This window comes from Bacteroidota bacterium (genome assembly GCA_020161395.1).
Taxonomy (GTDB): Bacteria; Bacteroidota; Ignavibacteria; order Ignavibacteriales; family Ignavibacteriaceae; genus UTCHB3.
The window spans coordinates 1-20427 of record JAIUOE010000008.1 but is presented as its reverse complement, the minus strand read 5'-3'; the positions used below and the strand labels follow the sequence as shown (position 1 = coordinate 20427).

Sequence of the window (20427 nt, the reverse complement as noted above, 5' to 3'; positions counted from 1 at the left end):
TATTTCGGTAGAATAGTGGTGAGATTTATGGTCAATATCCTGATGTTTTTCTGAAAGTCGCTGAATCTTATAAGATTATCACCAATTTAATTGACAATATAAATTAAAATCTGTTTTACAATTTTTATCGGAGATTATATGAGATTTTTTTACTTTTTTATGGTTTCCATTTTCTTGTTAACCGTAATAATTTCAGCCCAAAAACCGAATTGGATTAATTACTCACATGCCGGTAATGTCAACTCAATCGCCGAGGAGGGCGATTTGTTGTGGGTTGGAACAGGTGCTGGTCTGGTCAGATTCAACAAAATTAACGGAGAGACGGTTTTTTATAATAAAGCGAATTCGGGGCTGCCTGATGATAATATTACTTCAATCCGTATTGATAAAAAAGGTAACAAATGGATTTGCTCAACTGGTTTAGTAACGAGATTTGATAATACAAACTGGAGAGCTTATTTCCTTCGAGAGTTTACCCGTACTTCTGTTGCCATAGATTCGAAAGGAACAGCGTGGGTTGGTGCTGCATCCGGATTAAAAGAAGTTGTAGGGGGCATACTAGTCGCATGTCCAGATATTCAAAAAGATGATTTGTTGGATGGTGGGGCCACTATCCTTGAAATTGATAAAAATGACAACCTATGGATTAGGAACAAAACCTATATTGCGAAATACGATGGTAGTAGGTGGACAAAATACATCATTAATTCAACCGATTTTACAGATACTTATGGTTCTTTGCTTATCGACAAAAGAGGTGATAAATGGATCAATTCAAATAGTGGTTTTGCTAAATTTGATGAAAAAAAATGGACTTTCCACAAGGCACCATATTCGAAAGAAACTAACTTTCGAATCTCTTCATTCTCGACGGATAAGAATGGGAATATTTGGAGCATATCGGGTAAGGTGCTTATAAAATTTGACGGTAAAAACTGGACGAAATTCAATTCGACCAATTCAAGTTTGTCGCATGCAGATTTTACAAGCATTATGATTGATAAAGACGATATAAAATGGGTTGGGACTGGGGATGGTAAACTTCTTAAATTTGATAAATCTAATTGGTCGGTATTCAATGTCTCTAATTCCGGTTTACCTTCAAATTCTGTGTCCTCAATTTTAGCAGATTTTGACGGAATTAAATGGTTTGGTACCGATAAAGGACTAACCAAATTCGACGGCAAAGAGTGGACTAATTATACAACAGATAATTCAATGTTACCATCTAATGTTGTTACCTGTATGGCTTTGGATAGAGTAAATAGTAAATGGGTAGGTACACAAAATGGGCTCGCCAGATTTGACGGAAAGAATTGGAAGGTTTACAATACCTTGAATTCTAAATTATCTGATACCGCCATCTTGGCAATTGCAATTGATAAAAAAGGTAATAAATGGCTGAGGACTGAGAAGGGGCTTACCAAATTTGATGACACCAATTGGACTGTTTATAAAATGTTCATTAAAAGTAATGACTATTCTTACCGGAGTCTTTGTATCGATAGCAAAGACGATATATGGACACTCTCAGAGAGTGGCATCGCGAGATTAACACCCAAAGGGTGGACTGAATACAAAATTTCTGAAGGGTATCCCTGTTGTCTTGTAATCGATAACGAGGATAATATTTGGGTGGGGACAGCAAGAGGTCTCGCAAAATTTGATGGAAATAATTGGGTCTATTTTAATTCTTCCAATTCATTGTTACCTGATGCTTTCGTCACAACGATTGCAGTTGATAAAAAAGGTAACAAATGGATTGCCACACTTTTTTGTTCAATGGGTTGTGATACTGAACTTTTTAAATTTGACGGAATAAAATGGACGGTTTATAATAGTGAAAATTCCGCAATTGGATCCGGCGATATCTCTAAGATAACAGTAGACCAAGATGGTTCGCTCTGGTTAAACGCGAATGGAATATTAAAATTTATTGAATAATATTAAGCGGGTAAACATTGTATATTCAATATTTAACTTTCTTAAAAATAAGTCCATTCTCTAAAGTTGACACCAATTTCATCAACTGCTATGGAGCGGCTTTTTGTATATCAGCAGCGGGGATTCCAGTTGCGGACAAAACGACATTCGGCACGACCTTTTTGTTTTTTTGTGAAATCCAACATCTCGGGATAAATATTTTCATCCACTCGCATCAGCTCAGAGTAATTTTTTATGCCTGCTGAGTTTAAACTTACTGATATTGTGTCAATTAGTCTAACATCCAGGGAGTGATTTAGCGGTGATCTATCACATCTCTTAGACAACTGGGAATACGAGGGTACATTCATCTATTCTCTATATAAAACAGAATTCATAAATAGTGAACTGCTCTAAGGTGAAATGGTTACTCCAAATGGATATTCCAAAATATATATGTTGCCATAATTCATAGGTAATTTCTTATATTTCGGTAGAATAGTGGTGAGATTTATGGTCAATATCCTGATGTTTTTCTGAAAATCGCTGAATCTTATATGATCATCACCAATTTAAATGACAGTATAAATTAAAATCTGTTTTACAATTTTTATCGGAGATTATATGCGATTTTTTTACTTTTTTATGGTTTCCATTTTCTTGTTAACCGTAATAATTTCTGCCCAAAACCTTAAGTGGATTAATTACTCACATGCCGGAAGTGTCAATGCAATCGCCGAGGAGGGCGATTTGTTGTGGGTTGGAACAAGCGGTGGTCTTGTCAGATTCAATAAAGTGACCGGGGAATCGCTATTTTATAACAGGGCGAATTCAGGTTTGCCTCAAAATCATGTCACATCAATCTGTGTTGATAAAAAAGGTAGCAAATGGATTGGCACATTCGGTGGTTCAGTAGCCAAATTTGATAATAAAAATTGGAGTCTTTATTCTGATGAGTATTCGACTTTTGTAACCTCCATGGCAATCGACTCAAAAGGAACTGTCTGGATTGGCACAATTTGGAGCGGGTTATACAAAGTTGATGGAAATAGATTGATTTCATTCTTTGAAAGAGACGGGGATCCGCCTGTTAATCAAATCCATTCAGTTGCAATTGATAACAAAGACTTTGTATGGATTGGAGGTAATGAGGGTATCGCAAAATTTGATGGCAAAAAATGGATTGCGTTTAAAGGAAATCCCGAAAGCACATTACATATAGATAAGAACGGTTACATATGGATTGCTTCAAAAAATGGCCTGGAAAAATTTAATGGCAAAAAATGGGTTTCCTACGCATCTCCCTTTTTAAATGAGACAACTCATTCCTCTTCCATCGCAATAGATCTTAATGGTGGTATATGGAGCTGTACAGATACTATGCTTATGAAATTTGATGGAAAAAAGTGGCACAACTATAAACCGTCCTCCGGTCTCTCTCACGGGGCTTTTAATTATATTATGATCGATAAAAACGATGTTAAATGGGTTGGAACTGTGGATGGTAAGCTTGTAAGATTTGATGAATCAAACTGGTCAATCTCCGAAATGTCTAACTCGGGTGCGCCTCCAGATTTCGTCTCGTCAATTTTGGTCGATAATGAAGGAGTCAAGTGGTTTGGTTCTGAAAGTGGACTTACAAGATACGACGGTAAAGAGTGGACTACATACACCAAATTGAACTCAGAATTGCCATCCAATGCTATTACATCTTTGGCAGTAGATAAGCAAAATAATAAATGGGTTGGTACACAAAACGGGCTCGCTGTGTTTGATGGTAAGAATTGGAAGGTATACAAAACATTGAATTCCGGAATACCCGATACAACCATAAGGTCCATTCAGATTGATGAAAAAGGTAATAAATGGATTGGTACAGAAAGTGGACTTACCAAATTTGATGGAGCAAATTGGACTGTTTACAGGAAAGAAGACATCAATTATGGCTATAATTTCTCTTACATTTGGATAGACAGAAGAGGGGACAAATGGGTTATGATGGCTGATGGTATTGCTCGATTGAAAGGTAACTCGTGGACTGAATACAAAGTTTCAGATGGGTTTACCCGTTGCCTCGCAATTGATGATAAGGATAATCTTTGGGTGGGTACAAGTGATAAAGGACTCGCTAAATTTGACGGCAGAAATTGGACCTTCTTGAATTATTCTAATTCCGGATTACCCGATAAAAATGTAACTGCTATTGCATTTGATAAAACAGGGAACCAGTGGATTGCTACCGCAAGTGACGAATTACTACCGAAGGTTTCTCTCTCAAAATTTGACGGAACCAACTGGACTGTCTATAATAGTTCTAATTCAGCAATTGGGTTTTATCCGATCTACAATATTACTATAGATCTGGAAGGTTCTTTGTGGCTAAACACGGATGGAATATTAAAATTCACTGAGTAAATTTAGTTATATCAATATTAGCTATCTTAAATATTTTCGCACTATAAATAAGTCCGCTCCTTCAAGTTAACACCAATTTCATCAACTGGTATGGAGCGGTCTTTATTCTATATTTCCATTCGATCAGGATGTCCGATTTCCCCGGATTTCATACTGTCCTTTGTTTAAAAACATAATTGGGATCGAAATCGAATTGACTGAGTTCATTTGTCGTATTATCGATCATCGCCCTCCCCCACACCTCCCCCCTCCATCATCCCCCCAAAAATAGTTATATTTGGAATTGTTCAAAAAGAGATTATTTCAACCGGTTCAATTGTAAAATGAAAAAGCAAAAAATATCCAACTGGGGGAGATTCCCCTCGGTTGAAGCTGAAATTTATGACCTGAGAGACGAGATTCGTGCCCGGCAAAAGATGAAAATTCTTAATCCCGTTATAGCCCGCGGGCTTGGCAGGTCTTACGGCGACAGCTCTCTCGGTGAAAACATCATTTCGACCGTCGATTACAACCGTTTTATATCTTTTGATGAGTCTTCGGGTGTTCTGCGGTGTGAAGCCGGAGTCTCGTTCGCTGACATTCTTGAGGTTTTTATACCAAAAGGGTGGTTTTTGCCGGTCACTCCCGGGACAAAATATATCACGGTCGGCGGAGCAATTGCCTCCGATGTCCACGGTAAGAATCACCACAAAGAGGGTTCTTTTGGCGACCGGGTACGGGAGATGAAGATAATGGTCGCTTCGGGTGAAGTGCTCCTTTGCTCCCCCTCCCAAAACGAGGATCTCTTTTTTGCTACAATCGGTGGAATGGGGCTTACGGGTCTGATACTCGAAGTGGAATTTGCCCTGAAGAAAATCGAAACTTCCTTCATCTCGCAGGAGACACTTCCCGCTGAGAATCTCGAAAGGGTGATGCAGCTTTTTAACGATTCGAAGAAATTCACTTATTCGGTGGCATGGATCGACTGCCTTGCAAAAGGGAAAAATCTGGGGAAATCGATCCTCTACCTCGGTGAGCATGCACCTTTATCCACCATTGAAGAGACGGTTTTCAAAAACACCCCCCTTTGGTATCACGGAAAAGGGAAGCTCGGGGTCCCGTTCGATTTCCCCTCGGGTTCTCTCAACTCTCTGACGGTTAAAATGTTCAACGGACTGTATTACGAAATGAACAAACTGAAAGGAAACGGCATCGTCCACCTTGATCCGTTCTTCTATCCCCTTGACTCGGTTAACAACTGGAACCGCATCTACGGCAAAAAGGGCTTCCTGCAGTATCAGTTCGTACTTCCGTTGAATAAAAGTTTTGAAGGCATGACAGAAGTGTTGCAGACCATCGCCAAAGAAGGGAGAGGTTCGTTCCTCGCGGTACTTAAACTTTTCGGAAGGCAGGACTCCCTGATCTCCTTCCCGATGGAGGGTTACACTCTTGCCCTGGATTTCCCCATAATGCCCGGATTGATGAAATTCCTCTCAAAACTTGATGAAATTGTCCTCAAATATGACGGCAGATTCTACTTCACAAAAGATTCACGCCTGAAAGCAGATGTTTTTAAAAAGGGTTACCCTCATCTGAACGACTTTCTCGAAATAAAACGAAAATATGACCCGCAAAATATCTTTGCATCAACACAATCAAAAAGGCTGGAGTTGACATGAAATTTGTTCTAATCATTGGCGCCGGAAGCGGAATAGCAAAAGCTACCGCTGCTGAATTTGCAAAAGCCGGCTACGGGCTTTTTCTCGCCGGGCGAAACATGGACGACCTAAAGAAAACGGCTTCCGATCTCGCCATCAGGCACAACATAGAATCAAAAGCCCTCCATTTTGATGTACTCGACTACGACTCCCACAGCTCTTTTTTTGCGGGGCTTGACCCCAAGCCCTCCGTCATTATAACCGCAGCGGGACTTCTTGGTGATCAGGCGGAAGCCCAAAATGATTTTACAGCCGCCCAAAGGACACTTGATACAAATCTTACGGGTCTTGTAAGCATCCTGAACATCGCAGCGAACCACTTCGAGACTGAAAAAAAAGGCTCGATTATCGGTATCTCAAGTGTGGCAGGTGACCGCGGAAGAATGAAAAACTACATCTACGGTGCCGCAAAAGCAGGTTTTACTGCATATCTTTCGGGTCTCCGGCAACGACTCCACAAAAAAGGTGTTTTCGTTATGTCCGTTCAACCGGGCTTTGTAAACACCAAAATGATCGAGGGACTGGAAACTCCGAAACCCCTTACCGCACAACCAGAACAGGTGGGAAAACTGATCTACAACGGCTGGAAAGCAGGAAAACCGGTGATTTACACACCCGGCTACTGGCGATTAATAATGTTCGTCGTCAGATCGATTCCCGAAAGAATTTTCCAAAAACTCGACCTGTGATTTGTGTTACACCCCTCTTATGGTGCAAATTCAAACGGTAAAATTCCTTAACTTGTTGTTTCAATTTATTCGAAATTTTTAAAGCATAGAGAAAATGAGAGAAAACTATCTTGTATTTGGCAGTCCCGTTATCGAACAGGAAGAAATTGACGAAGTAGTAAATACATTAAAGTCGGGTTGGATTGGAACGGGTCCAAAAGTTGCACAGTTTGAAGAGGAATTCAAAGAATATGTCGGAGCAAAATATGCAATAGCAGTTGCAAGCTGTACCGCAGGGCTCCACCTTAGCGTTGTGGCTCTCGGAATTAAAGAGGGTGATGAGGTAATAGTACCCGCCCTTACCTTCGCAGCTACCGCCAATGCAGTTATCCATTCAGGTGCCAAACCCGTTTTCGCTGATGTTGACCGCGATACGATGACTCTCGATTTCGACGATGTAAGACGCAAGATAACCTCCCGTACCAAGGCAATTATCCCCGTTCATTTCGCGGGAAGAGCCGTGGACATGGATAAACTCTATGAAATTGCCCACGAATATGGTATCCACATCATCAACGATACCGCACATGCGATTGAAACAGAATTCAAAGGGAAAAAGATAGGCTGCTTCGACGACATTTCCAGCTACAGTTTCTATGTAACAAAGAATCTGACAACGGGTGAAGGGGGAATGATCGTTACAAACAACGAGGCAATTGCAAACAGATTAAAAATTTATGCTCTCCACGGCATGAGCAAGGATGCGTGGAAACGGTTCTCGGATGACGGCTACAAACATTATCAGGTGGTATTCCCCGGTTTCAAGTATAACATGACAGACATTCAGGCTTCCCTCGGAATTCACCAGCTTCGGAAAGTGGAAAGACTCCATCAGCGGAGAGAGGAGATTTGGAACACTTACAATGAAAGATTGAAACATCTCCCTCTGATTCTTCCTGCTCCGGCTGACCCTGAATCCCGGCACGGGCTCCACCTCTACATTATAATGGTGGATGACACTAAAACCACGGTTACCCGTGACCAGCTCATCTTCGAAATGCACAAAAGGAAAATCGGTACGGGTGTACACTACCTCGGTCTCAACTGGCATCCATTTTATCAGCAGGAATTCGGCTATAAAATAGGCGATTTCCCGAATTCTGACTTCATCTCGGCAAGAACCCTCTCCATCCCCTTCTCTGCCAAACTGACAGATCAGGATGTAGATGATGTTGTCGAGGCACTCGAGGATATTCTAAAACAAAGCTAATTTTCGTAGTAGTAGGCACCAAAAAGGCGGATAGCGGGGGCTCCCCGTGCGTCCTTTATTTTTAGTCTTACTTTGGTTACTTCCGCCGGCGTGTCAAGTTTCAGTATTCTGGACCTTCCAATGGTTGTCCCGTCAGCGAGGAAAATCCAGGAGCCGTTCACGAAGCCCTCTATTTCGAATCCCTTTACCCTTTGTCCGTATCTTATGGCTTCCTCTATCCTGAAATAGTTGATTCGCTTCGAAACCCCCAAATCCACTGTAAGATCGGCTTTTACAATTCCCCGCTCAGTCACCCAAAAAGTCGACCTGCTTCCGTCAATCGCCATTGCCGGCGAGAAAAGTGTATCATCAATTCTCGAATTGCTTGCTGTCGCAGTTCCGCCCCGAAGAAGGTTGGTTCGGAATATGTCATCGACTATCCTTCTGAAACCGAGAAGACTGTTTACATCATTGTCATGAAAAACTCCTGCCGGTGTCGGCGGAACATTCAAAAGAAGCTGGCTGTTCCTTCCGACTGATTTCAGGTATAAATCGGCGAGGTACTGAGGTGTTTTCACTTCATTATCCTGATAATCATGATAAAACCACGCCGGTCTGATCGAAACATCACATTCCGTGGGCCACCAGACACTTACATTCGAAATGCCGTGGTGTGCTGGATGTGACCAGGTAAACGACCAGTCGGTCTCGGAGCCGAGTCCGTCCTCATTCCCAACCCAGCGGATATCGGGACCCATAATTGCCATCAACGATTTTGGCTGAAGTGCCTTTGAGAGCTCGGCAAAACTCAACCAGTCAAATTTGGGATGATCGATCAACGGATTCCTTCCAAGATATCCGTCCACCCAGATTTCACCCACATCACCGTAACCGGTACACAGCTCACGGGTTTGTGCGCGGTAATATTCGTTGTAGGCGGGAGTGCCGTAAACTTTTGAATTCCTGTCCCACATCGAAAGATAATATCCAAACTTCATTCCCTGGGCTGCACATTCATCCGCAAACTCTTTTACCACATCTCCCTGTCCACCTTTATAAGGACTGTTTTTTATTGAGTGGCTTGTTTGCTCAGTCTGCCAAAGGCAAAATCCATCGTGATGCTTGGCTGTCAGAATAAGGTACTTGAATCCGGCTGCCTTGGCTACAGAAACCCACTGTTTCACATCAACTTTTGAGGGATTAAAGAGGGCAGGGCTTTCATCCCCCTCGCCAATGTCCTTGCCCGTAAAAGTGTTCATGCCGTAATGAATGAACATGACAAGTTCGGCATCCTGCCACTCAAGCTGCGCTTCGGAAGGGACGGGATATACATTCTCGATACCCGGAGAGGAAACGGTATCATTCCTGTTCGGAATCTCTTCGGTGACCGGTCCGACAGCCGAATTATTACACGATATAAAAAGCAGTGACAGCAGGGAAAGCAGTAAAAATTTTGAGGTTCTGGTTTTAAATCCGGATAACATCGATTGTTCTAATTTATAAATTGAATGAAGGAAATATATAAATAATGTACTCCTTAAAAAAGCGAAAAACTTTCAGAAGCAGACAGTGCCAAAACTCCTCTCTCAATTTTTAGCTCACAAAATAATTATATTGCAGTTTGATTTAAATTTCTTTTTATCCAAGACCTAAATTTGAAAACAACTGAAAATAAAATGACTGAAGAGCGAAAAATTGAAATGCTTGATATCCTGGTTGTACTTGTCAGGAAAAAATTCCTCCTCTTTTTTGTTGCTGTTCTGACAGCAGCACTGGGATACCTGTCAGTCTATTATTTTATAGATGAAAAATTTGAATCCACCGCTGTGGTCGTTCCTTACGAATCAGGGAAATCGGGAGGAATGTCTTCCCTGCTGAAAAACATTTCGGGCTTGCCTGTCGGTGGTCTTTCGAATCTCGGCGGCTCCAGCTCAAATCTCGACTTTTACCTTACAATCGTTTACAGCAGATCGACCCTCACCGAAGTAATCGATAAATTCGATCTCCGCAAGGAATACAACCAGAAATATTTTGCCGATGTACTCAAAAGGGCGATTGAGGACATTTCGGTAATCAACAACGACGACCTCTCCGTCTCGGTTGCCGTAAGGAACAAAGACCCCAAAAAGGCTGCCGACATTGCGAATTATATTGTGGATATCCTGAACAAAAAAGTGCTCGAAATAAACACCCGCAAGACAAAAGACAACAGGATTTTCCTCGAAAAAAGATATAATGAAGTGGTGACAGATCTCAGGACTGCGGAGGACAAACTTGAGTCATATCAGAAAAAAAATGGCGTTTTTGAGGCAGAACAGCAGGTGAAGGCGAGTGTCTCCGCCTTTGCCGATCTCGAAATGGAACTCGCCAGAAAACAGGTTGAGTATGAAACAGCCGCAAAAATGCTCGGGGAAAACACCCCTTCCGTTACAAATCTTAAGGATGCCCTCGCTGCTCTCGAGAAAAAAGTGAATGACATTAAAAACGGGAAAAACGGGAAATCTGTCCTTATTCCGATGGGTTCCCTCCCCTCAAAAGCGATTGAATACTTCCGTCTTTACAGGGATGTCAAAATAAATACCGAGATGCTGGAGTTCCTCCTCCCTGTTTATGAACAGGCAAAATTTGATGAGCAAAAGGAGATTCCCGTCATCCTCTCCATCGACAAAGCCGTGCCTTCAGATAAAAAAGTGTACCCTCCGAGGATGATTTACGCAATTTTTATCTCCCTTTTCGCTACCGGAATGGTGGCTTTTGCTCTCGTGATGAAAGAAGTCTCCGGAAATGTAAGCGACCCTAAAGTTAGATTTGTCCTCCGCAATCTCTTCTCGATCAGGAGAAAAGAAGATTAAAGACGACACTTATCCGGGGTTGGCGAGCGACTTTAAGACCAACTTCTTTCTCGTCGGTCTCGCTCTGCTGGTGATCATACCGGTTACCTTCGTACTCGGTAACATGGGTGAAAAAAGAACCACTCAGGTCATTCTTCTCGGTCTGCCGTTTCTGCTTCTGGGGTTCCTGAATTTCAGATTCGCACTCGTGATTTTTATAGCATCGCTTTTCATGGATATTTTCCCTTACCTCCTGATCAGTCTCTCATTCGTGATAATTCCGTATCTCGTGATGGTGTTTGCTGCAGTCAATAAAGGTTTCCGGTTTTCCGAACTGAAGACGCCCTTCCTTACTGTCACAATCTTTTTTGTCCTCTTCCTTATTCCGTCGTTTTTCAACAGTCTCGCAAAGACAAACGCCGGAGTAAACATGTTTATGTGGCCCGGCTTCATCCTCCTGTTTACACTTCTTGCTGTTGCACTCAGAGATGAAGGACACATCAACTTTCTTACTAAGGCATTCCTGGCATTTGTTTCAGTCAATGCACTTTTTGCCATTTTTCAGGGAATTACCACCGGAAGAAGAGCCTTCGGTTTTGCAGGCATTATGTTCGTCGATATCCTCGGGATTGCGATACTCATCGTTTTTATCCTTCTTCTGCATGCAAAAGGAAAATCAAAAGCAGGATATGGCATGCTTTTCGCACTTTTAGTGGTTGCAATGATATTCAACAAAACCAGAAATGTCTGGATAAATGTTGCGTTTGTCATGTTGATTTCTTTCATACATGTTGCGGTGAAGGCGAAATTTCTGCAGGTTGACAGAAAAAAGATCATCCGTTACGGCACCGTTTCTCTTCTTTTTGTCGTCCTTTCTGGTGGACTGCTGATCAGTTTCTATGGTACAAAATTTTTCAGAATCGAAGAGAAACAAAAACTCTCCGCCGAAAGTCTCGAAATTGCAGATGTCAACAATTCACTCGTAACCCGTTACTTTATCTGGAGTACCGGATACAACGGATTTGTCAGCAATCCGGTTTTTGGCATGGGCATCTACTCCTTCGCCTATTCATCACAGTTCTACAATGAACTTCCTGACAACATCTACAAAAAATTTGTCTCGGGACTTACACTGCATCAGGGATTTTATTCAATACTTGTGGAAGCCGGCATTTTTGGCTTCACAGGTCTGCTGATTTTCCTCACCGTTCTCTTCCGAAAATCGAGAAAAGTCTATTTGAAAGCTGAGAATACCCCCCTCTTTCTGCACGCATTCATTGCATTTTGGGTTTTAATATACATAATCACCTCCCTGATGTTTACCGATGCCTGGTTTTGGGGAAGAGGGATTGTGATGTGGGGGACGGTTCTTGGTGTTATCGCGGCAATAAACAATATTATAAGCAGGGATGAGGGAACCTCTCTCCCATGAGCGAAAAACGGGACAATCTCTGGCTGGCTGCTCACTATATTTTAACAATGATTGCTTCACTCGTTTCATTGAAGTTCAATCTGATGAACTTCGGAAGCGATATTTTCGGGGTCTGGGTACTTATCTCCTCCATCTGGGGGCTGAGTAATGTGGTCGATCTCGGTTTCGGGCTCGCACTCATCAGAGCCGTTTCGAAGGAGCGTGACAACCCCACTGTGTTGGGGAAAGTAACCTCAACAGGTTTCGTTTTCTTTTTCCTCTTTGGATTTGTAATTCTCTCAATCGGGTTTCTGATCGGTAACTACTACTATATAGAAAATCCTTCTCTCATCAACGGCTCCATTAAACTTTCTGCGACAAATACCAACCTGCTGCTTGGTATCTTTTTCTATGTCAACTATATCTCCACCTTTTTCAGATCTGTTTATGAAGGGCTGGGGAAATTCATATTCTACAGCAAAATAGCCATAAGCTACAGCCTGCTTACTCTTTTGGCTGCATTTTTTTCGTGGCTTTTTGCTCTGGATATTGCGGGACTTGCAGCCCTGATGCTGGCAGCAGCTACAGTTCAGCTCTTACTTCTAGCAACTTTCAGCAGAACATCAAAGATGCTCCCCGGATTCAAACCGACAAACTTCAGTTTCGACATTTTCAAAGGGCTTTTCAGTTTCAGTATTGGAGTTCAGGGTGCTACAATTTTGGGAACTGCAGTCGATCCCGTCCTGAAATATATTATTGGCAGCGGACTGAATGTCTCTTTTGTAGGATATTATGACATAGCGAAACGGTTCTCGCAGGCATCATCGGGACTTTTCTTTGCAGCTTTCAGAACCATCTACCCAAAAGCGGCGAGAATCGAAAAAGAAGAGGAAAAGGGGTTCCTCCTCAACGAAGTTCTTTCCCTCTCCAAAAAAGGAATTCTGTACGGCGGTCTCGTCTTCATGGCGGCTTCTCCCCTTTTTGCTGCCATTTTTATCTATTTCTATTCTTCACCCCTCTCATACAACATTTTCCTTCTACTCACACTTGTTGAGTCGGTAAATCTCTTTGGATATTCTTATTATTCAATGTTGATGGGAACGGGGAAAGCGAAATTCCTTGCACTTATCCAGTTGATTAACCTGATTGGAGTTGCAGTTTTCCTCTATTTTGGAATTAAAATAACGGGCTCCTACACAGGAATCGCCGGATATGCACTTACCATAATTCTTGGAAATTTCTTCATGCTTTCGTGGATAAAGCATACGGTCGATTACTCCCGACTCCGATATCTTCTGGATGCGGGAGGAATTAAACTGATTGCCCAGTTCGGGATAATATGTGCTGCTTTCATGGCTCTTTACAATCTGGAGTTAAATCCATTTTTCATTGCTATCGGGCTGACTGCTGCGTGGCTGATACTTTTCGGTTCAAACCTTAAAAGTCTCATTGAAATTTTATCAAACCTGTTAAAACCGGCAAAACAAGGTTAATTTTGGCAAAACATAAATACACAGTATCCGCTGTAATATCACTTTTCAAAGGTGAAAAATTTATCAGAGGCAGAATCGAAGACCTTCTCACCCAGACCCTCGGGAAGGAAGTTGAGATTATAATTGTCGACAGCAACTCTCCCCAAAATGAAAAAAAGATTATCGATGAATATCTCCCCGGGAACGACAATATTAAATATCTCAGAACTCCGGAAACCGAATCGATGTACACATCGTGGAACAGGGGTATCGGGCTGTCGTCAGGCAGGTACATAACCAATGCAAATGTTGACGACCGCCTGGCTCCGTATGCTCTCGAAAAACTTGTCGCCGAAATCGAAAAGGATGAAAAAACAGGTCTTGTCTACGGTGACTATTTTGTCTCCCCCGTTGAAAATGAATCGTTCGATGAGGCATCCCGGAATGAAAGAACAATCCACATCACCGACATGTATTCCCCACTCAGGTTGTTAAACGGCTACATGTGCGGACCCCAGTCACTCTGGCGGCGGGAAGTTCACACCTTCCATAAAATTCATTTTGATGGCTCTTTTGAAGTAACAGGCGACTACAAGTTTGTGGCTGATGTAAGCAAAGTGTACGAAATCAGAAAGATTAATGCCAATCTCGGTGTCTATTTCAGATCACCAGCGGATGAAAACAAAGAATACCAGAATCTTGACAAAACCATACACGAAGCATTTAAGATAAAGCTGGAGCTGATTAATCACTTCCTTGATAATAGTGTTATCGACTCAGATTCCGGTGTGACAAATTTAATGCGGCTTTTTCGTTCTCTCCCTGTGAGAATTTCAGCCCTGATCTGGAAAATATCAGCAGACCCGGTTATCAATTACGAGACCATCTACTGGATAATTGCAGTGTCAGCCGAAAGAGAAGGTGATTACAAGACTGTGAAAAAAATTATATCCCGATTCAAAAATTTCCCAAAAGCGGTCTATATCCAAAATTATGAGAAATATCTCATTGCGAAGGGGGTAATATGAGCGAAAAGATTGGCGTCGGCATCGTTACTTACCAGCGGCAGGAGTTTTTCCGGAATTTGTTTGTATCCATCCCCGCTTGTGATGAGCTTGTGGTCGTGAATGATGGAGCATCATATCCTGCCGAAGCATACAGCGGAAGAAAAGCTGAAATAATTCAGCACAAAAAAAACAAGGGTGTTGGCAAATCTAAAAACGATGCAATGAGATACCTGCTGGAAAAGGGATGCAAACACATATTTATACTCGAAGATGATATCGTGATAAAAGACCCCTCCGTTTTCGAAAAATATATTTCCGTTTCCAAAAAAACGGGTATTCAGCACTTCAACTACGCTTATCACGGTCCCCTCAACAAAAATGAGGACGGTTCACCAAAGACAAGAGGTGTGGCAACCTATGACGGGGAACCTCTCGTTATTTTAAATGAACACATCCCCGGAGCTTTTTCCTACTTCACAAGGGAAATTCTCGAAAAAACCGGATTGATCGACGAGTGGTATTACAACGCTTGGGAGCATGTCGATCTCACCACAAGAATAACCAAACTCTCCGCCCACACCCCTTTTTGGTGGTTTGCGGATATTTACGGCAGCGACCTGCTGATCGGCGATCAGGACCAGGACCTCTCCAAAAGCTCCATCAGAAAAAATAATTTCTCTTTTATGTTTTGGTTTAGAATATTTTCCCGCTACTACCGGCTGAAACACGGGTACATCCCCTACAAAACACCCGATTCCACTCCCGAGGAAGTGGAAGAGAAACTAAAGAACATTTTTGCCAAATATTGCAGTGGTAAAACCCTCCCTGAGATAAAAATTTCCACCTCCGGTTGAAGGTTCACCTTAAAAATTACTGATACTCAGGTCAGCCAAAAAGTTTGATGTTACTTCCCGGACTTTATTTTCATCGATCCTAAAATTAGCCTTTTTCATCTTTGCCACTATTTTATCCCATAGTCCAATTTTTTTAAAATATTTTTTTGTATATCTTGACATTAATTACAAAAATTTTTAATTTAATCCCAGGATATAATTAAACACGGGAGAGCGATGTAAAAGCAGGAAATAAAATAACCGGGACAAAAATTGTCCGGTTATTACAAGTTATCCGGCAGGATGTTCAAGGATTTTCTTCGGGCCCTTTTAGAGCAAATATTCTATCGTAATGTACCTTCCACACCCTGTAGAGAACCACCACGGCGGTTCTTCTCCGGGAAACCTTTACAAAACCAATTCTAATGCACTTTGACATTTTAAGCAATTAAGATGCCTTTGAACCATTATTTAGATACTTAATCTTTTTGGAAGACTGTATGAGTAAATACCTAAAAACATTGATGCTGCTGCCCTGTTTAATTTCGTTATTGAGTTTCACTGCGGAGGCCCAGTACTTCGACACCCTAATTTTCAGGACTACCGGTCTTTACTGGCAAGAATCCGTCATCTATATGGGAGACCAGAATGATGATGGATGTGATGACTTCATTATTACCAAGATGGACACAACCGCACCCGGTTCTGAAGGGAAAGCGTATTTTTATTATGGTGGTAACCCTGTCTCTGATACGCCTGCATTTTATTTTCGTACAATTAATCCTCTTAACATCACAGCCTGTGACTTAAACAGGGATGGTTACAGGGACGTAATCGTCAGGCAGGGGACCAATCTAACCTACCCAATCAGTTTTTCGGTATATCTTGGAGGTCCAAACCTGGATACTGTACCTGACTATGAGATTTTACATCCGGAGAATTCCAAACCTTATCTCTATGGGAGGGATTGGCCGATCGATTTTAACGGTGATGGATGGGAGGAATGGGTAACATTCTCAACTACGGGGAAGTTCTTTTTTATAATTTCCTCTCCCGGGGTTCAACCTTTTGAGTATCATGTATTACAACCCGATTCAGCCTATTCCAATTACCGGTTTTGGTATAATTACATCTCCTTTGCAGATTTGGATGGAGACGGGAAGACAGATGTTTCGCCAATGCTCTCCAGGACAAATCCGACAGTTGACCTCCGCCGATTCTATTTTGGTAACAGCGATTTTTCCTTCAATGAATATTACCAGTTCTCCAATGACACAACATTTCAACCAGAAAACATCTTTTTAGTAAATGATATGAATGGGAATGGAAATGGAGAGTTAATAGTTTATCTCAACCTTGGTGGGGGCACAGGAGGCTATGGACTTTCATTCGGGACTCGTCCTCCTGATATAATCACAGATGTCCGCATCAGTGCTGGTGGACTTTCAGGAGGAGGAGTATCACCCGGGGACATAAACGGAGATGGCTATGGCGACTTGTTAAAATTTATACCTTATGACAGTTATGCATTATACCTTGGAGGAAACACAATAACAGGACTTATAGCAAAACTTTATGTTTCCAATGTTTTTTTAAGGGATATAAATTTTGCCGGGAGAGTTGGTGATATTAACGGAGATGGGATAGATGATATTTGTGTTGGTGAAAATGCAGCCACAAATCACCAATCTATACCTGCCGGTGCTCTCTACATCTATAAAGGAACCAGGACGCCTGCCTCTATGGAGGAAGAACAAGAAAAGTATTCCGTAGGAAAAAACATGGAAGTTGCAATCTCACCCAATCCAACAAATGGGAAGGTAGGTATTCATTATTCACTCCCTGATTCAGGTATGCTGACTTCAGAGATATTGGATATCCTCGGACAGAGGATATACAACAATTCGACACAGGAAGAGAAAGGTTCCCACACAAAAGAGTTAAATATTCAAAACAGTGCCGCAGCAAGTGGAATATATATTTTTCACTTCACCCTTAAAACAGGTGAAAAGACTTTAACTAAAAGTGTTAAGGTACAAATAATTAAATAGGTGAACAAACAACAAGAAAAGAGAATTAACTATGAAAAAGTTACTTTTTTTATTGGTACTTGTAAACGGGTTTACATTTTCACAATTAAGACCGGGCATTGATTATATGCCACAAATTGCTTTTTTTGACTTTGTAGTCAATTATCTCAGCAATCCCAATTGGACTGTTGACCCGGGACAAATAAAGAAAAGTCATGATGAGCAAAATTGGTATTTTGATCAACTCAGTGATCTCGGGTTGACAAATCTTGTTTCTGACGGTCAATATCATCGTACAACCTTACAACACACACTTGATAATTTTTACATCCACGATATGGGATTTGCTTGGAAACATGACTTAAGTCTAAATCCACCCCGATATTTTTTACCCGCAAGAAGTATGAATTCACTTGGACATCAAGAGTTAAAATATGTAATTGAATTAGGAGGAGAAAGCCGTGTTTCAACAATCAGTGAGCTACACAATTTTGGGTTTGGGGTGACTGCTTCTCAAGCTAGCACCACGAGTAAATGGGTGTTAGAACTGGGATCTGGACAACCAATCGGCGTCAACAGTACAGGAATAAATGGATTCGACACTTTGTTTGGCATCCATTCTCGAATAGCACTCACACAGTATCACACACCGGGTGGTGCGATAATGTGGGCAAAACTTCCCACGGCGCAGTTTCCTCTTAAAGATTCATTAAAAATCCGGATACTGTTTCGACGGGGTCAGGCTCCCTCAAGTTCTGTTACACTGTTCACAATAAACGCAACCAGTGTTCAGGGGGAACCCAGACCGGGATACAATTTTGAAGGGAGGAGAGATCACCGTAATCCTGAAATAGAACCTGAAACAATCCCGCCTTCGTTTGCACAGGAGGTAACTGCCGGTGATCTAATCAATGACCACTTAACAAATTATGCCTGGTTTGAGTCAAATCCCATATTAATTGCAGGAAATAAGGAATTTGAATTTAATATAATTTGGAGTGGGAATGCAGATCTGTTTATTGACAAAATAATGGTTTACAACACTTCATACGGGGAGTTGTATGTTGATTTTACAGTACCTGCGGCAAACGGTAAGAGTCAACTGCTCACCACATATCCACCGGCATCAATAGATTCATTTTTCCAGAGTTTCTATTTTGACGAACCCTTCCAACTTTCTGCACAGTATAGAGGGGAGATCCAAAAATTTATTAAGGATCATTATCAATCAGCAAATCAAAATTTTGAGGTTAACAGTGCAGTTGGAGGTACGCCAAAACACTTACTCGATTTTGACAAGAAATATGCTAATTATGAAGAAGAAGAAGGTACCTATAAAAAATATCTTTTGTATAATATGTATCCTATTGTTAGCAATACAACTACCTTAACTGCTTCACTACAACCCAGATTGGACCTGTTCATTAATTACAATAATGTTGATGATACATGGGGTACTCATCACGATCCGGACAAATACAAATATGTCGGGATATTGCCTGCCATTTTGGCAGCAAAAGAGGCTAATATCCCTTTAATTTCAACCATCTGTGTGGCAGCCGAACAATATGTTAAGAATACAGGGAGTAATTTATCACTCGAGGATGGACCCCATCGTAGAAGACCCCCAACCCCTGATGAAATCAAAGTGATGGGAAATATTTCACTTGCCTATGGAGCGAAAGGATTCATGTATTATATGGTTCCTACCAGGGCTGGTCTACCACTGGAAGGTCAGACAGTACTCAGTCAGTACGGATTGTTTGAAGAGGCAGATAAGGCATTTGACCCTTCAGATCCTGATACATGGGTTCAAAATCCGGCGAACCTTCAAGTACCCAATGAACGGTATGATGCTGTCCAAAGTTTTATTTCCTCAACATCACTAATAGCTCCAACCCTGTTGCGCCTCAGATGGCTTGGCGCGGATGGTTGGAGCCGTAATGACCAGAGTGGTGTAACCTGAATAAAAAAATGTTCTACTTCCACGAGTGCAAATTTTTCTGCAATTAGCATAGATGCGGATGCGTATGTTGAAACGGGTTATTTTGATGAAGACCCGAATTTGGCAGGATATAATCAACATGCGAAGTATATTTATGTCGTTAACAGGAGATGTAATTGGCAGGGTACTGACACTTCGAACAGATTTATACGCTTAAAAATCGATTCAACTGTAGCCTCCCATTGTTCCAATATAATAGTAACAAACCTAAAAACGGGACAAAAGTATTATACAACAAAAAACTCAAACTTCGACTTGTACCTAAATGCCGGGGACGGAACTCTGTTAAAATTTGAACCTCGATTTGTTCATGGCGGGACTCTTGTGGTTGATGAATTTATTAGTGAGGGCATTTACGAAGTTGACACAACCCTCATTGTTCCGGAAGGAGTAAAGCTAACAGTGAGTGCCGGTACAAAGCTTACCTTCCGGAATTCCGGAAGATTATTGGTTGAAGATGGTGAACTCGAAGTAAAAGGAACACAGAACAACAAGGTAGAGTTTGATTTTGTCTCAAAGAACTGGGGAGCGGGAAACGGTATCCATGCTTACAGAACGCCCCTGAAGATTAAAAATGCTGTAATAAAGAACGCGAGTTGTGGTATTTACAGTCATATCAGTCCGGGTGACACGATCGACGGGGTGATCATTGACAATACCCACTATGGGATAAGTTTATACTACAGCTATAACTACGGAGCCGACAACACGGTTATCCGCAACTCACAGATAACCAACTGCCAGTTGTGAGGAATCACAATGGTTGGCTCAAGACCGGTAATTCATGATAACACTTTCCAAAATGCCTCAAGAATTGGCAATGGAGTGAACGCGTTTACAAACTCTGAACCATGGTTGATAAAATCAAATATAGAACATGGGAACA

At 41.6% G+C, this 20427-nt stretch carries 14 protein-coding genes; 13 read left to right on the top strand and 1 reads right to left on the bottom strand.

Going from position 1 to position 20427, the window contains the following annotated elements:
- The first annotated feature begins 138 nt into the window (after positions 1 to 138).
- From LCH52_12675 to LCH52_12655, 5 genes are all read left to right on the top strand, one after another.
- Positions 139 to 1944, top strand: a complete 1806-nt coding sequence (locus LCH52_12675; GenBank protein MCA0389336.1) for a hypothetical protein — start codon at positions 139 to 141, stop codon at positions 1942 to 1944.
- A gap of 603 nt (positions 1945 to 2547) precedes the next feature.
- The gene (locus tag LCH52_12670; protein ID MCA0389335.1) at positions 2548 to 4338 is read left to right on the top strand and encodes a hypothetical protein; all 1791 of its coding nucleotides are present in this window, start codon (positions 2548 to 2550) and stop codon (positions 4336 to 4338) included.
- Between the two features lie 323 nt (positions 4339 to 4661).
- Entirely contained in the window at positions 4662 to 5996 is a 1335-nt protein-coding gene (locus LCH52_12665) for an FAD-binding oxidoreductase (GenBank protein ID MCA0389334.1), read from the top strand.
- A complete protein-coding gene (locus LCH52_12660; protein MCA0389333.1) occupies positions 5993 to 6724 on the top strand; it encodes an SDR family oxidoreductase in 732 nt (243 codons plus the stop codon). The genes LCH52_12665 and LCH52_12660 overlap by 4 nt, the downstream gene beginning before the upstream one ends.
- Positions 6725 to 6818: 94 nt before the next feature.
- Positions 6819 to 7973 (top strand): DegT/DnrJ/EryC1/StrS family aminotransferase, encoded by a 1155-nt coding sequence (locus LCH52_12655; GenBank protein ID MCA0389332.1) that lies wholly within the window; start codon positions 6819 to 6821, stop codon positions 7971 to 7973.
- Here LCH52_12655 and LCH52_12650 read toward each other — a convergent pair.
- Positions 7970 to 9436 carry an alpha-L-fucosidase gene (locus LCH52_12650; GenBank protein ID MCA0389331.1) on the bottom strand — a complete coding sequence of 489 codons (1467 nt, stop codon included), beginning with the start codon at positions 9434 to 9436 and terminating at the stop codon, positions 7970 to 7972. The genes LCH52_12655 and LCH52_12650 overlap by 4 nt on opposite strands.
- A 192-nt stretch (positions 9437 to 9628) precedes the next feature.
- Here LCH52_12650 and LCH52_12645 point away from each other — a divergent pair, with 192 nt between their 5' ends.
- From LCH52_12645 to LCH52_12610, 8 genes are all read left to right on the top strand, one after another.
- On the top strand, positions 9629 to 10804 hold the full coding sequence (locus LCH52_12645; protein MCA0389330.1) for a hypothetical protein: 1176 nt from the start codon (positions 9629 to 9631) through the stop codon (positions 10802 to 10804).
- Entirely contained in the window at positions 10761 to 12215 is a 1455-nt protein-coding gene (locus LCH52_12640) for an O-antigen ligase family protein (GenBank protein MCA0389329.1), read from the top strand. The genes LCH52_12645 and LCH52_12640 overlap by 44 nt, the downstream gene beginning before the upstream one ends.
- On the top strand, positions 12212 to 13687 hold the full coding sequence (locus LCH52_12635; GenBank protein ID MCA0389328.1) for an oligosaccharide flippase family protein: 1476 nt from the start codon (positions 12212 to 12214) through the stop codon (positions 13685 to 13687). The genes LCH52_12640 and LCH52_12635 overlap by 4 nt, the downstream gene beginning before the upstream one ends.
- Before the next feature lie 2 nt (positions 13688 to 13689).
- Positions 13690 to 14694 carry a glycosyltransferase gene (locus LCH52_12630; protein MCA0389327.1) on the top strand — a complete coding sequence of 335 codons (1005 nt, stop codon included), beginning with the start codon at positions 13690 to 13692 and terminating at the stop codon, positions 14692 to 14694.
- Complete coding sequence (locus tag LCH52_12625; GenBank protein ID MCA0389326.1) at positions 14691 to 15527, top strand: glycosyltransferase subfamily GT2 protein; 837 nt, start codon at positions 14691 to 14693, stop codon at positions 15525 to 15527. Before LCH52_12630 ends, LCH52_12625 begins: the two co-directional genes overlap by 4 nt.
- A gap of 479 nt (positions 15528 to 16006) precedes the next feature.
- Entirely contained in the window at positions 16007 to 17557 is a 1551-nt protein-coding gene (locus LCH52_12620; GenBank protein MCA0389325.1) for a T9SS type A sorting domain-containing protein, read from the top strand.
- 31 nt (positions 17558 to 17588) lie between these two features.
- Positions 17589 to 19502, top strand: a complete 1914-nt coding sequence (locus tag LCH52_12615; GenBank protein ID MCA0389324.1) for a hypothetical protein — start codon at positions 17589 to 17591, stop codon at positions 19500 to 19502.
- Between the two features lie 99 nt (positions 19503 to 19601).
- Positions 19602 to 20291: a right-handed parallel beta-helix repeat-containing protein gene (locus LCH52_12610; protein MCA0389323.1), complete on the top strand. Its 690-nt coding sequence runs from the start codon at positions 19602 to 19604 to the stop codon at positions 20289 to 20291.
- Positions 20292 to 20427 lie beyond the last annotated feature (136 nt).

Excerpts from the sequence above, each read along its gene's own strand:
- LCH52_12635 (MCA0389328.1), top strand. The coding sequence starts at position 12,212 with ATGAGCGAAAAACGGGACAATCTCTGGCTGGCTGCTCACTATATTTTA.
- LCH52_12665 (MCA0389334.1), top strand. The coding sequence starts at position 4,662 with ATGAAAAAGCAAAAAATATCCAACTGGGGGAGATTCCCCTCGGTTGAA.
- LCH52_12615 (MCA0389324.1), top strand. The coding sequence starts at position 17,589 with ATGAAAAAGTTACTTTTTTTATTGGTACTTGTAAACGGGTTTACATTT.
- LCH52_12655 (MCA0389332.1), top strand. The coding sequence starts at position 6,819 with ATGAGAGAAAACTATCTTGTATTTGGCAGTCCCGTTATCGAACAGGAA.
- LCH52_12660 (MCA0389333.1), top strand. The coding sequence starts at position 5,993 with ATGAAATTTGTTCTAATCATTGGCGCCGGAAGCGGAATAGCAAAAGCT.
- LCH52_12645 (MCA0389330.1), top strand. The coding sequence starts at position 9,629 with ATGACTGAAGAGCGAAAAATTGAAATGCTTGATATCCTGGTTGTACTT.
- LCH52_12650 (MCA0389331.1), bottom strand. The coding sequence starts at position 9,436 with ATGTTATCCGGATTTAAAACCAGAACCTCAAAATTTTTACTGCTTTCC.
- LCH52_12620 (MCA0389325.1), top strand. The coding sequence starts at position 16,007 with ATGAGTAAATACCTAAAAACATTGATGCTGCTGCCCTGTTTAATTTCG.
- LCH52_12670 (MCA0389335.1), top strand. The coding sequence starts at position 2,548 with ATGCGATTTTTTTACTTTTTTATGGTTTCCATTTTCTTGTTAACCGTA.
- LCH52_12675 (MCA0389336.1), top strand. The coding sequence starts at position 139 with ATGAGATTTTTTTACTTTTTTATGGTTTCCATTTTCTTGTTAACCGTA.
- LCH52_12625 (MCA0389326.1), top strand. The coding sequence starts at position 14,691 with ATGAGCGAAAAGATTGGCGTCGGCATCGTTACTTACCAGCGGCAGGAG.